Raw genomic sequence first — 13775 nt, 5'->3', positions numbered from 1 at the left:
AACGCCCTCTCAAGGGTGTGCAGAGCCATTAACCCGTCCCGTCAGGTCACCACGCTGTTACCCCTCGTGCCTACACTTATGGCGTCTACTACAAAAAGAGCCAAAGCCGCCGATGAGCCAGTTTGACCAAGCCCGCTTTACTCACATGAAGGATGGCACACAGGAAGACTGGGCAATCATCGCCAGAGACTTCAGCGCCTACGCGCGTCAGTTGCCCAGCCGCATTCTCACCCACCTGCGTCTGCTGGACGGCGATTTCGGCGGGTTTCCCGTCGACCGTCTGACCCACTCGCTGCAAACCGCCACGCGGGCCTATCGCGACGGCCGAGACGAGGAATACGTGGTCTGCGCTCTGATTCACGACATCGGCGACACGCTGGCCACCTACAACCACCCGGACATCGCCGCGGCGATGCTCAAGCCGTTCGTGAGCGCCGAAAACCTGTGGATGGTGGAGAAGCACGGGATCTTTCAGGGGTATTACTTCTTCCATCATCTGGGGATGGATCGGCATCTGCGCGAGGAATTCGCTGACCATCCGCAATACAGCCAGACCATTGAGTTCTGTGCAAAATACGACGCGGCGGCGTTCGATCCAGCGTATGAAAGCCTGCCGTTGAGCTTCTTCGAGCCGATGCTGGAACGGGTCTTCGCGCAGCCCAGGCATTCGTTGTACAAGGCGGCAATGGAGAAGAATTCAGCGGTGGTCTAGTGCCGTGGTATCCGGTGTAGGAGCGCGCTTGCCCGCGATGCCGTTGTGTCTGTTCAAAGAGGGGTGACTGGCACATCCCAATCGCGGGCAAGCGCGNGCGTCTCGACGCTCTTGGCCTTTACATGTGCATCGGCCAGGCGGAACAGCTCGATGGTGCCGTCCCAATGCTCGATCAGCGCGGTGCAGGACTCTACCCAGTCGCCGCAGTTGAGGTATTCCACGCCCCCCACCTGACGAATTTCGGCGTGGTGAATGTGCCCGCACACAACGCCGTCCAGGCCACGCTTTACGCACTCATGCGCGATGGCCTCCTCGAAGTCGCTGATGAAGTTCACCGCGGTCTTGACCTTGTGCTTCAGGTACGCCGAAAGCGACCAGTAGCCATAGCCGTATTTGGCGCGCCAGTGGTTGAGCCAGCGGTTGAGGGTCAGGGTGAACTCGTAGGCAGAGTCGCCGAGAAAAGCCAGCCAGCGGTGATAACGAGTGATGACGTCGAACTGATCGCCGTGAATCACCAGCAAGCGTCGACCATCGGCGGTGACATGCTCGGCTTCGTCCACCAACTGGATATTGCCCAGAATCAGCTTCGAATAGCGCCGCAGGAACTCGTCGTGGTTGCCGGTGACGTAAATGACTTCAGTGCCGCGCTTGCTCATGGTCAGCAGACGGCGGATGACGTTGGTGTGCGCCTGAGGCCAGTACATGCCGCCGCGCAGTTTCCATCCGTCGATGATATCGCCGACCAGATAAACCTTGTCGGCGTGATACTGCTTGAGAAAACCCGACAGGTGTTCAGCCTGACAATCCCGGGTGCCCAGATGTACATCAGAGATCCATAAGGTCCGGACACGTTGCTTACGACTGGGTTTCACGTTCTCGGCAATGCTCATGGATGACCTCCACTTTGGTTTCCACAAGGGTGGACCGGGTCAGTGAAGTCAACATGACGGCTGTGTTGAGGTTTGATGACAGAACCCATGATCAATGGGCCGAGATAATAAACGACATCCCGTAGCAGAACGGCTTCTCCAGATCAGGTCAACAGGACATCCACCGGTTGCAGCGAAGTCCCGTCATTGTGAGCAACGACCTCATCGAAGGTGTCGATCAGCCCTCGGTTTGCGGAGGAATGGCGCCGCTGCGGTCGTTATGTCCCAGGTGACGCTCAGGGTCTATCCGGTCACGCACCCGCTGCTTCAGGACCTTGGCTTCGGGGAAGCCACCGTCGGCCTTGCGCTCCCAGATCTGCACGTCGTCGCAGGTGATCCGGAACACGCCGCCAGTTCCCGGCACCAGTGAAACTTTGCCCAGGTCGTCGCCAAAGGTGCTGAGCAACTCCTGAGCCAGCCACGCTGCACGCAACAGCCACTGGCATTGGGTGCAATACGTGATCGTGATTTCTGCCTTGGCCGTCATGCTTCAACCCAACCCTGCCAACAGGTCCCGCGCGGTTTGCTGAGGGCCGTCATCGGATTCGTCGATGACTTGCTGCAACAAGCGGCGCGCCGCATCGATGTCGCCCTCGTCGATCAACACCTGCGCTTCGTTGATCTTGCTCAGCGGCGCTTCATCCAGGTCCATCAGATCGAATTCGGTGTCGTCGGTCATGAAGCTGTCGAGGAAGGCATCGTCCAGCAGATCGCTGTCGATCTGGGCAACCGACGCCGGGACGGGCTGCGGCTCAAACTGCACGTCCATTTCCGGCGCCGGTTCGTCTTCGGCGAAATCGCTGAGGAACTGTTCCTCGGGCATTTCGAAGACTTCGGGCAACTCCGTGAGGTTCGACGCAAACGCCGGATCCAGCACAGGTCCAGTGTCCGGCGCAGCTTTGCGCGGAGCGGGTGTGGTTTCGAACGGGTCCACCAGATCCCAGTCGGCGTCCATGGACAGGTCGTCCAGATTGAGCTGGAAATCGTCGACCGGTTCCGGATTCAACGACGCGGCGGCGTTTTCGTCCAGCTCGCCGGGGTCGGTGTTCCGGGTCGTCGCAGCTGCCGCAACGGTGGCAGCGCCTGCCACAACGACCGGCGCGATGGATGCAGGCGTCGGCGCTGGCTCGGGCTCGATCTTCAACTTGGGGTAACGACTGCGGATTTCTTCAAGCTTGTGTGCTTCGACGCCCTGATCGAGCAACACTTTTTCTTCGGCATCGAATCCTGCGATATCGCCCTGTTCACCGAGTAGTTCAAGCACCCGGATACGCACATCGGTGCGCTGCGGTTGCTTGTCGAGTGCGTCGCGCAGGATGGCGAGCGCCTCGGCAAAACGGCCGTAAGCGATGTAGATACTGGCACCATCGAGTGCGTCGGTAGCAGCGCCGGCGAGGCGTTGACCTGTTACGGGCGTCCCCGACGTTGAGGGGGCAACCGGCTGCGGGGTCACTGCGGGCACTTCGAATACCGGCGTCACGGTGGACTGCGCCGGCTTGATGATGGGCTCGACAGGCTCGGGCTGCAGGGCCAACTGGTTCTTGATCCGGTTGCGTCGTACCGACCAGGCGAGCGCCAGCAGAAGGACCAACACCAGCAAGGCAGCCAGAAGGGTCGTCCATGGCAACTCGTCGTCTTCCACGACTGGTGCAGGCGCCGGTGCAGGCGCGGTGACGACCGGCGCCGGGGCCTGGACCGGTGAGGTTACCGGCGTCGCGGGCGCGCGCGCGGGCGCAGGTCTGGTCGCCAGGGCTTTCATTTCCGCCAGTTGCGTTTGCAGTTCGATGATCTGCTTGTCCTTGGCCGCCTCTTCCTCGGAGACCTGCTGGACCTGACCCTTGAGATCCTCCACCGCCTTGGCCAACTGCTGGTTTTCCATGACGGTCGCGGCGAGTTGCTCGGCCGGGACAGGTGCCGCCGGAGGGTTGGCTCCAATGCTTGCGGCGGGTCCGGATGCTGCCCCAGATGCGGCTGCGGTGGAAGGCGTTGTGGCTCTGGGTTCAATTGCGCTGTCCGGGAGCAACAGACTTTGCCCCACCTTCAGCTGGCTGCGATCGCCATTGGGAAACGCTTGCGGGTTAAGCGCCTGAATGCCCTGGGTCAGCTCGCTGCTCGACGTTTTGCTGCCTGGCGCCTGAACGCGGCGGGCAATGCCTGCCAGGGTATCGCCAGCCAACACGGTGTAGTGTTTGCCCTGCACGGCCTTTGGAGGTGCCACCGGCAGCCGCGATTCATCGCTCTTGACCGGTGCGGCGGGCGATTGAGTACGGCTGCGCGTCGCGGCGAGGCCAGCCGGAGAATTCGGGGGATCAAGCAGCACGGTGTATTCGCGCAACTGGTCGCCACTTGGCCGGACCAGACGCACCACGAAATCCAGATAGGGTTCGGTGACCGGCTTATGCGATTCGACGTGGACCACAGAGCGATTGCCACGCATCACAGGCGTGAAACGCAGGTCGTTAAGGAAGAACACCCGCTCCACGCCGGCCTTGACGAAGGCTTCCGGCGGCGCGAGCGCGACGACCACTTCTTCGGCAGTCAGGCCGCCAACTTCGATCAGATCGATGTCGGCGTTGAACGGCTGGCCCATGGCCGAATGCAGGGTGATGTCGCCCAGCCCCAATGCGGCAGCCATAGAGCTGTGCAGCAAGGACGCCGAAGCCATCGCTGCCGCCAGCAACCCTGTGCGAAGACCCGACTGAACGCGAAATTGTGCGTGACTTCCGCGCCGACTACCGGCCTGAAAACTCTTCAGCATGCGAACCCTTATGAGGCAGGCTTCCCTGCAAATTTCGTTGTGCGGACATCGTGTCCGGCCAAAATCAGTATGGGTGCAAATAGAACAGGATGTTTCGACACGTTCAACGTATTTGTGGCTGGCTCAGAGCCATGACCTCAAGATTTCTCCAGATTGGCCAGAATCGTTGAGTGAACACGCATGCAGACACGCAGATCCTCTTCATCGATCCCGACGAACAGCTCATGACGCAATGCGGTGGCGATGGTTTCGATCTTCTCGATCAAGGGTTGCGCGGTGTCGCACAGCACGATCTTTTTCGCTCGACGGTCTTCGATCACGGCTTGACGACGGACCAGCCCCTGATTTTCCAGGCTGTCGAGCAGACGGGCCAGCGTCGGCCCTTCAACGCCGACGCTCTGCGCCAGTTCACGCTGGGTCGGGGGTTCTTTGAAACGCGCCAGATGCAACAGGACCAGCCAGCGGGCCTGGGACAACCCAAGATCGGCCAGGCGACGGTCAAGCTCGGCACGCCAGCCCCGGGAGAGATTGGCCAGCTGCATGCCAAAGCGGTGTTCTTCTGTTAACGGCATAGGTAACTCGGTGGTTAAAGGCTATTCCTAATTAATAGGCAGCTAACCATGGAGCCTGTGGTGAGGCAAGTGGGCAGGCGTGGTGTTTCGTCGCAGAACGGCGGGCAGTCCGGAGAGCGGCGGGTTTGGCGTGGGAAAAGAGGTGCAGCCTGGTCAAACCTCGAATTCGGACTGCAACGCCGCACGTACGCAATACAGCACACCTTCAGGCACGCGACCGGTGAACATCCCGGCGATGGCGGCCACTGGGGGCAACTCCCCTTCGCCGTCGAGGAATGCGTCCTGGATCTCGGTCAACAGGTCTTCGGGCAGATCCAGCGCCTGCTCCAGCGACAACTGCTGTTTGCCAATGGCCTCGGCGAGCAGGGTGTAGACGTTCTTTTCCGAGCATTGCAATTGACCGGCGATCTGCATCGGGGTCATGCCGGCGCGCGCCAGGCTGATGAGTTCGTGACGCAGATCGGTGACGACCCGAGGCGCTGGCGCGGTGCCGCCGAGCACTTCGAGGAAGGCTTCGCCATAACGCTCCAGCTTGCGTGCACCGACACCACTGACCCGGCCCATCTCGGCCATCGTGCCCGGCTGACTGCGCAGCATCTCCAGAAGGGTCGAGTCGGGGAAGATGACGTAAGGCGGCACGCCGTGCTCTTCGGCCAGTTTGCGACGCAGTGCGCGCAGGGCTTCCCACTGTTCGCGCTCCTCGCCCCGCACCAGTTGACTGGCCGGGCTGCCCGAGGCTTTCGCCGTGGTCTGCGGCTTCAGGTCGCGACGCAGCTGCAACGTGACTTCGCCACGCAACAATGGCCTGCAGGTGTCGCTCAGACGCAGGCCGCCGTAACCTTCCAGATCGATATCGGCAAGGCCGCGCGCCACCAACTGTCGGAACAATGAGCGCCACTCGCCTTCGCTGCGGGCTTTTCCGACGCCGAAGACCGCCAGTTTCTGATGACCAAAGCTCTGAACCTTGTCGTTTTCCTTGCCCAGCAACACGTCTACCAGATGACCAACGCCGTAACGCTGGCCGGTGCGATAGATCGCCGACAGGGCCTGACGCGCAGGCTCGGTGGCGTCCCAGGTCTGCACGCCATCGACGCAGTTGTCGCAATGGCCGCAGGGGTTGGGCATGTCCTCGTCGAAATAGGCCAGCAATGCCTGACGACGGCAGCGGGTTTCTTCGCACAGCGACAGCATGGCATCGAGCTTGTGTTGCTCCACGCGCTTGTGGCGCTCGTCGCCCTCGGAGTTCTGCAACATCTGCTTGAGCATCACGACGTCTTGCAGACCATAGGCCATCCAGGCGTCAGCCGGCAGACCATCACGCCCTGCCCGACCGGTCTCCTGATAATAAGCTTCCAGCGATTTGGGCAGGTCCATGTGCGCAACGAAACGCACGTTGGGCTTATCAATGCCCATGCCGAACGCGATGGTGGCGACCATGATCAGGCCTTCCTCATTGAGGAAGCGACGCTGATTCTCGGAACGGGTCTCGATGGGCAGACCGGCGTGATATGGCAGAGCCGGGTAGCCGTTGTCGCTCAGGAACGCGGCGGTTTCTTCGACTTTCTTGCGCGACAGGCAATAGACGATACCGGCATCGCTGCGCCGCTCGGAAAGGAACGCCAGCAACTGTTTGCGCGGCTGTTCCTTGGGCACGATGCGATAAAAGATGTTGGGCCGGTCGAAGCTCGACAGGAAACGCTCGGCGTTCTGCAGGTGCAGACGGGTGACGATTTCTTCCCGGGTGCGCTTGTCGGCGGTGGCAGTCAGGGCAATGCGCGGCACGTCCGGGAACAGCTCGGCCAATTGGCCCAGTTGCAGGTATTCCGGGCGGAAATCATGCCCCCACTGTGAAACGCAGTGGGCTTCGTCGATGGCGAACAGGGCGATGTTCAGATTTTGCAGAAAGGCCAGCATGCGCGGCTGAACCAGGCGTTCCGGCGCCAGATACAGCATCTTCACTTCGCCCAGACGAATGCGGTTGGCGAGATCGCGCTGCTGTTCGGCGCTGAGCGTGGAGTTGAGCGCCGCCGCGGAAACACCGAGTTCTTCGAGGGTCGCGACCTGATCGTCCATCAAGGCAATCAGCGGCGATACCACTACTGCCAAACCGTCGCGCAACAGGCCAGGGACCTGAAAACACAGGGACTTGCCGCCGCCGGTGGGCATCAGCACCAGAGCATCACCACCATTGGCCACGCGCTCGATAATGGCACCCTGAAAGCCACGAAAACTATCGTAGCCGAAGATGTCTTTAAGTACGCGTTGAGCCTGGTCGAGCATAGATACCCCGGATGGTGCTACTGCAGCGGGTGAACAATCGCTGTGCAAATCGCAAAGCGCGGCAGTATACCGGACCACTCCGGGGGATAGGACAGCGCTTACACCAACGGTCGAAATTTAGCGCAATCCTGACTCCAAGGGCCTCGTCGCTGGCATCTATGGCGCTCAGGGCCTAGAATTCAGCATCGTTTATTTCCAAGGTAGTCCTTCATGTCCTTCGCTGAGCAATTACACCGCCTGCAAGCCTTCCTCGATGCCGATGAGCTGCATGACGAAGCGCTGGACTATGTAGCCGCCCACGGCTACCTGACCGCGCTGTCGATCTGTGCCGAAACCGTGCCTGATCGCGAATGGATCGACGCGTTGTTCGCCGAGCCCCCGCACTACGCCGACCAGGCGCAGCACGAGGAAATCGAATCGACCCTGATCAAGCTCAAGGAGCACATCGCCCGTCAGCTGGCCTCGGATGAAGAATTCGAACTGCCGTGCGATCTGGATCTGGGCGATGACCCGGACGACTCCGAATTGCGTGGTTGGTGCATCGGCTTCATGGAAGGCGTGTTCCTGCGCGAATCGGCGTGGTTCGAGAACGACGAAGAAGAAGTCAGCGAGATGCTGTTGCCGATCATGGTCGGTTCGGGTCTGTTCGACGAGCAGCCTGAGTTCGCCGACATCGCGGCCGACGCCAATCTGATGGACGACATGATCGTGCAGATCCCCGAGGCGCTGACCGCGCTGTATCTGTTGCTGCATGCGCCGGATGAAAAACCGGCCATCCTCAAACCCCGTCACCACTGAGTCTGCGCCTATGGCGCATGGCAATTCAGATGAGTCACCACGCACGAGTCGCAATCGGTTCGTGCGCTATCTGCTTCAAGGCATTGGCTGGCTGAGCGTGGTGTTGGGTGTGATCGGGATCTTTCTCCCGGTCTTGCCGACCACGCCCTTCCTTCTACTGGCCGCTGCCTGTTTCGCTCGCAGTTCTCCCCGGTTTTATCACTGGCTGGTCGATCATCCTCGGCTCGGTCCGTGGATCCGTGGTTATCTGGATGGCGATGGCATTCCGCTGAAGGGCAAGGTGTACGCGATTGGGCTGATGTGGGTCAGCATCGGGTTTTCCTGCTGGCTGGTGCCGATGGTCTGGGCGCGGGTACTCTTGCTGGTGAGTGCGGTGTTGGTGGCGGTTTATATTTTGCGGCAGAAGACGTTGCGGCGGTGACTCAAGGTTTTGCGCTTGCGCTTTTTGGGTTGGCGCTAAGTGTTGGGGGCTTATCCGTTATTTTTGGTGGCGCTGATTTTCGGTTCTGGCTAACGCCAGAGCTGTTTCGCCTCCGGCGAGTTACTTGATAACCCCAAGTAACCAAGGGTCCTTGCTCCTGGTTTGGCGGCTCCTTCGTCGCCGTTCCCTCACTTCGGCGACGCTCCGTGGGCCCGCCGCCATCCGCCATCCATGGCGGGGGGCGGCTCTCGCGGCATCCATGCCGCTCGGCCCACTCCACGCCGCCTCCGTTCAGCCTGCACCCAAGTCGCGACTTGTGGTGTCTGGGCTGTTGCGCATAAAGATCAAGATCAAGATCAACGGCTACGGCGATGGCTGCGGAGCGCGACTGCGAACATCGAACCTGTAGCAGTCCGGCTTGCCGACGGTAGCGAACGCGGCATCCATGCCGCGAAGCCCCTTACGCAACGCCTGCGTTCGACCTCCCAAAGTCGCAATGGGAGTCGTCGGTGATATCTGCATACCTGGTTCTGCCCGGAGGGCGTGGGAGTTGGCTTGCCGACGATCTGCTGCGAAGCAGTAGTAAAACCTAACCCCTTGGCCGTGTCAGACAAGGTGCATTCACTGGATTGGCTGCCGGTCCCCGGCAGATCGTCGGCAAGCCAACTCCCACGCCCTTCGGGCAGAATCGAGACAGTGCGCGGCTCTCACAGACGACACCAATCGCGACTTGGGTGCAGGCTGAACGCAGGTGACGTGGAGTGGGCCGAGCGGCATGGATGCCGCGAGAGCCGCCCCCCGCCATGGATGGCGGTTGGCGGCGGGCCCACGGAGCGTCGCCGGAGTGAGGGCACCCGAGGGACGAGGGCCAAACCAGGAGCAGGGCCTTTTTGGTTACTTTTTTGGCTCTTGAAAAAAGTGACCCGCCGTAAGGGCGGAACCAATTTTCGCGCCACCACCGATAATGGATATTCACCCAATTCCCGCGCCGCGCTCAAAGCACCGAGCTCAAAGCACCGCTCCGCGGACCAAAACTGGTGCGGTGTTCCAGGCACACCGCAAGCCTCGCTCTCAAACCGTATCAACCTTCAGCGAATGATCCCCAAGCATCCCGTTGATGATCGACGCCGTATCAGGCCCGCCCGCCACCACACCGCCCGCTCCAGGCGAGACGCCGTAATGCTGGGCAAGGTTGACGCCTGCCAGATCGATGGTCTGAGTGGTCGCGCCTCCCGCCACGCTGCTCACATCAATGGTCGACACCAATGATGCGCCGTTCCCGCTGACACTGAAGTGCAGGAAGTTCTCCAGCGAATTGGCGTCCGCATGTTCGCCCTGCAACAACTGCGACAGATCGAGCTTGTCGAGACCGAAGTTGAAATCGGTGATCGTGTCATGCCCGGTATTGCCCGCCTGCCATTGAAAGGTGTCATGCCCCGGCCCGCCGGTCAGCGTGTTGTTGCCTGGCCCACCGATCAGAATGTCGTCACCCGCACCGCCATTCAGAACGTCATTGCCCAGCCCGCCGTTGAGAACGTTGTTCCCCTGATCGCCCGTCAGATGATCGTCGTAGTTCGAGCCGATCAGGTTCTGGATATTGACCAGCGTATCCGTCCCTGCCCCGCCGGTGTGCTGCGGTCCGAGCTCGGCAGTGCTGACGGTGACGCCCGCCGTGGCCAGCGAGTAGTTCGCGGTGTTGTTGCCCGCGCCGCCGTCGAGCAGGTCGTTACCCGGCCCGCTGAAAAGCATGTCGTCGCCGTTGTCACCGAACAGCTCGTTGTTGCCAGGCCCTGCGACCAGCACGTCGTTGCCGTCTCCGCCATGCAGGTGGCTGTCGGCGGCGCCCACCAGTACGTCATCACCGGTCGTGCCCAATACCGTATGCCCGTCCTGATGCGCGATGTTGACCGCTGCCGAACTGCTGCCGCCATGAGGGTCGGTCACGGTGTAGCTGCTGTGGACATCGGGCGTCGTGTTGACCGCCGCGTAATCGATGGAAAGGTTGAGTTCGTAATGCCCTTTTACGCCCGGATCGGCCTGATTGACCACGATCAGGCGATAGGTGCCGTCCTCGGTCGCGGTGAACGTGTCGCCATCGGAAAGACCGTGATAGGCGCCGTCTTCGAATTTCCAGGCCATGCCCAACACATCGTTGGTCAGGTTGTGATCGACGGTGACGGTTTCCCCCGCCTTCAGGTGCACGCTGTACAGATCCTGCGCGTTGGACGGCGCCGCGTTGACCGCGCCCAGATAGCCGCTGATCACCAACAGGGCCGTGGTGGCCGTGTTGTTGAAGAAATCGCTGCGGTCCAGGTTCTTCAGGTGATTGCTGTCCTTGTTCTGCGCGCCGGAGAACTGAATGGTTTTCAGCGAACCCGCCGTGAAGTCGGCGCCCTTCGCGGTCCAGCCGGTGTTGAACGTGGTCGGCGATGCGGTCAGTGAACCGCCATTGCCCCAGACGTCATTGGCAGCCAGTGCCGCGCCGGGAATCGCGACGCTCGATCCACTCAGGTTGGTGATGACGTTATCGGCGACGGCTGTCGGCGCTTCGTAAACGGGCGGCGGTACGACGTGAACGCTGAGATTGGCCGAAGCCAGATCGCCGTCGTAATCGCTCAGCACATAGTGAATATTTTCAGTGACCGGCTGGCTCACGCCGATGGTCGGGGTGTAGCTGTATTCACCGGTGCCCATGTTGAGGACCAGCGTGCCGTGCTCGCCGGTGACGGTGAGCGTGTTGCTCTGACCATTGAAGCTGGCGTGATTCTCGCCGCCACTGGTGGTGACATTGCCCTGATGACTGAACGCCCTCGGATCGAAGGTGTATGTGGTGCCATCGACCGTCACCGACTTGATGAAGCCCTGATCCGCGCCGAAGGTGCCGCCTTCCAGCAGACTGCCATGCACCCCACCCTGCACCGTGCCACTGAGCACTACGTTCAACTGGCCGAGATCGGTCACGATCAACGCGCCGGTGTTGGTGCCGGTGGCGCCGTTGTAGGCGACCGGGTTCAGGTAGGTACTGCTGACGTCGGTGCCGACGCCAATGGCGATGGCGTTGATGTGATGGCTGTCGAGGAACGTGGTCCACGCGTGCTCTTCGGTTGCATCGATACCATCGCCCCGTGCCGGATTGGGCACATGGCCCGGATCGGAATGCTGCGGCGATGTGGTCGGATTGCCGTCCGAGAAGAAGTAAGCCAGGTTCTGCGCACCGGCAATTGAACCCTTCTCGACGAACGCCTGCTGTGCGGCGGCCAGAGCAGCGTCGTAGTTGGTGCCATTGCCAGCGGTCAGCGCGTTGACCATGGCTTTGGCGGTGGCGACATCCACCCATTCGTTACTGCCGATATTGGCCTGGCTGTTGAACGTCACCAACTGGACTTTCACGTCGCCGAGGGCGTCGTACTTGTTCAGCAGCTCGATGATCGCCTGCTTCTCCAGACCCAGTCGGGTCAGGCCGTTGACGCCTGACGGCTCGTTCATGCTCGCCGAGTTGTCGACGATCAGCATCAGGTTGGTGTCGACCCCTTCGCTGGTCACGGTCTTGTCGATGCAAGCCGCTTTGGGCTGGTCGTCGACGATGCTGACCACGATCTGCGCGCTGGAGGAATGCCCCAGCGAATCGGTGACGGTGTAGTTGAACGTTTCGTGGGTGATGTTCGGCCCGTCGTTGGCCGCTGGCTGACTGTGCGGCGGCGTGGTCAACGTGTAGGTGTAGCTGCCGTCCGCGTTCAGGTGCAGCACACCGTATTGCCCCTGGGCCGTACCGTTGTGTGCGCCTTCGAGGCTGAATGTCAGCGCACCATAGCCGCCATGGGCTGAGTCGGCCACGGTGCCAGTGCCGGTTTCGGCGGTCGAGCCCGGGTTGCTGCCGGTGACTTTGCCCGGCGCCAGGTCCTGGCCGTCCTTGTGGGTATCGAGCGCGCTTTCCTGAACGGTGACGTCGTGATCGTTGCAGGCAACCGGCGGGCACGGTGGTGCCACGTTGACGGTGACCGTGGTGGTGCTGGTATCGCCGTCGGCATCGCGGATGGTGTAGGTAAACACGTCCTGCTCGCCGTTCGGTCCGACCAGCGCCGGGTTACTGTGATAGGTCGCATTGCCCTGAGCATCGACGATCAACGTGCCGAACAGCCCGGCGATGACGGTGTTCAATCCGCCACTGGCAGGTGCCGCGGTGTCACCGCCCGCACGTACCCCGACAATCAGCCCGTTAGGGCCGGCGCCATCGGCACCCGCAGAGTCGTTGAGCAACAGGTTGCCGCTGACATCCCCGCCCGCCGCAACATTGCCGATATCGCAGTGCGCCTGAGGCGTGTCGTCGAGAACCTTGACCACGACGCTGCCATCGGCGGCATCGCCGTCGTTGTCCACGGCATGCACGGATATCTGATCGTTGAGCGAAGTGCCGTTGCCCTGATTGTGGGTTTCCGGCGTATTGAGCGTGTAGGTGTACGTGACGACACCGGTCGCGGGATTGTAATTGATGATGGTCAGCGTGCTGCCCGACGGCAAGGTGGTGGTTTGTGACGAGGTGCTTTGCGACCCGTTCTCGATGACGTTGATACCGCCCACGGTGAGGGTTTTGAGACCGTCCGGCGCACCGATGTTGATGGTGCCGGTCTGGGTCAGGGCGTCGTGGTTCGGATGGGAACCGCCCGGCAGGTTGGCTTCGTCGACCGTGCAGTCGTCCCCGCCGATTGTCACGCCATCGTTGTGGAAGACGTTGACGGTGACAGTGGTCGTGCTGGTATCACCGTCGGCATCGCGAATGGTGTAGGTGAACACGTCCTGTGCATCGCCCGTGCCGCCCGAGTTTGGGTTAGCCACGTAAGAAGCGTTGCCGCTAGCATCGACGATCAGGCTGCCATACAGGCCTTGAATCACCGTGCCGACACCGCCGAATACAGGGGTGGTTGCATCGCTGCCGGCGCGCACGCCGACGATCAGCCCGCCCGCGCCCGACCCATCGGCGCCCGCCTGGTCGTTGCCGAGCAGGTTGCCGCTGGTTTCGCCGCCCTCTTTGACATAGCCGATATCGGGGTTGGCCAGAGGCACGTCATCGGTGACATGCACGTTGATGTTGCCATCGGCGACATCGCCATCGGTGTCCACCGCATGCACGGCGATCTGCTCGTTATTGATCGTGCCATCGCCCTGGTTGTGGGTTTCGGCGCCGTTGAGCGTGTAGGTGTAGGTCACCTCTCCGGTGACCGGGTTGTAATTGAGCACGGTGAAGGTGCTGCCCGAGGGCAAGGTGGTCGATTGCGGCGAGGTCATCAGCACGCCGTTTTCGATGACG

9 protein-coding genes are annotated in these 13775 nt (G+C 61.3%); 3 read left to right on the top strand and 6 right to left on the bottom strand.

The annotated features are described in order from the left end of the window. Positions 1-112: 112 nt before the first annotated feature. On the top strand, positions 113-712 hold the full coding sequence (locus D3M70_RS17395; protein ID WP_120126960.1) for an HD domain-containing protein: 600 nt from the start codon (positions 113-115) through the stop codon (positions 710-712). A 97-nt stretch (positions 713-809) separates the two neighbouring features. Here D3M70_RS17395 and D3M70_RS17390 read toward each other — a convergent pair. The 5 genes from D3M70_RS17390 to recQ form a co-directional block, all read right to left on the bottom strand. Further along, a partial coding sequence (locus D3M70_RS17390; protein WP_133306492.1) for a UDP-2,3-diacylglucosamine diphosphatase occupies positions 810-1602 on the bottom strand: 793 nt, incomplete at its 3' end. A 217-nt stretch (positions 1603-1819) separates the two neighbouring features. Then, positions 1820-2128: a SelT/SelW/SelH family protein gene (locus tag D3M70_RS17385; protein WP_120126958.1), complete on the bottom strand. Its 309-nt coding sequence runs from the start codon at positions 2126-2128 to the stop codon at positions 1820-1822. Between the two features lie 3 nt (positions 2129-2131). Then, positions 2132-4306: a FimV/HubP family polar landmark protein gene (locus D3M70_RS17380; protein WP_256659896.1), complete on the bottom strand. Its 2175-nt coding sequence runs from the start codon at positions 4304-4306 to the stop codon at positions 2132-2134. A 230-nt stretch (positions 4307-4536) separates the two neighbouring features. Continuing rightward, the gene (locus D3M70_RS17375) at positions 4537-4971 is read right to left on the bottom strand and encodes a MarR family transcriptional regulator (RefSeq protein ID WP_120126956.1); all 435 of its coding nucleotides are present in this window, start codon (positions 4969-4971) and stop codon (positions 4537-4539) included. A gap of 153 nt (positions 4972-5124) precedes the next feature. After that, complete coding sequence (recQ, locus tag D3M70_RS17370) at positions 5125-7251, bottom strand: DNA helicase RecQ (protein ID WP_120126955.1); 2127 nt, start codon at positions 7249-7251, stop codon at positions 5125-5127. Positions 7252-7461: 210 nt separating this feature from the next. Between recQ and D3M70_RS17365 the strand changes: the two genes are divergently transcribed. Next, positions 7462-8049 (top strand): YecA family protein, encoded by a 588-nt coding sequence (locus D3M70_RS17365; RefSeq protein WP_120126954.1) that lies wholly within the window; start codon positions 7462-7464, stop codon positions 8047-8049. Positions 8050-8059: 10 nt separating this feature from the next. Next, the gene (locus D3M70_RS17360; RefSeq protein WP_120126953.1) at positions 8060-8470 is read left to right on the top strand and encodes a YbaN family protein; all 411 of its coding nucleotides are present in this window, start codon (positions 8060-8062) and stop codon (positions 8468-8470) included. A 1071-nt stretch (positions 8471-9541) separates the two neighbouring features. On the opposite strand, the gene D3M70_RS17340 is transcribed toward D3M70_RS17360, so the two are convergent. Then, positions 9542-13775: Ig-like domain-containing protein (locus D3M70_RS17340; protein ID WP_120126949.1), on the bottom strand; the 4234-nt coding region annotated here is incomplete at its 5' end.

It is taken from the genome of Pseudomonas sp. LS-2 (assembly GCF_003605735.1).
In the GTDB taxonomy this organism is placed as follows: Bacteria; Pseudomonadota; Gammaproteobacteria; order Pseudomonadales; family Pseudomonadaceae; genus Aquipseudomonas.
Note: the sequence above shows the minus strand (reverse complement) of the source record. Positions and strands in the feature narration are given on the sequence as shown.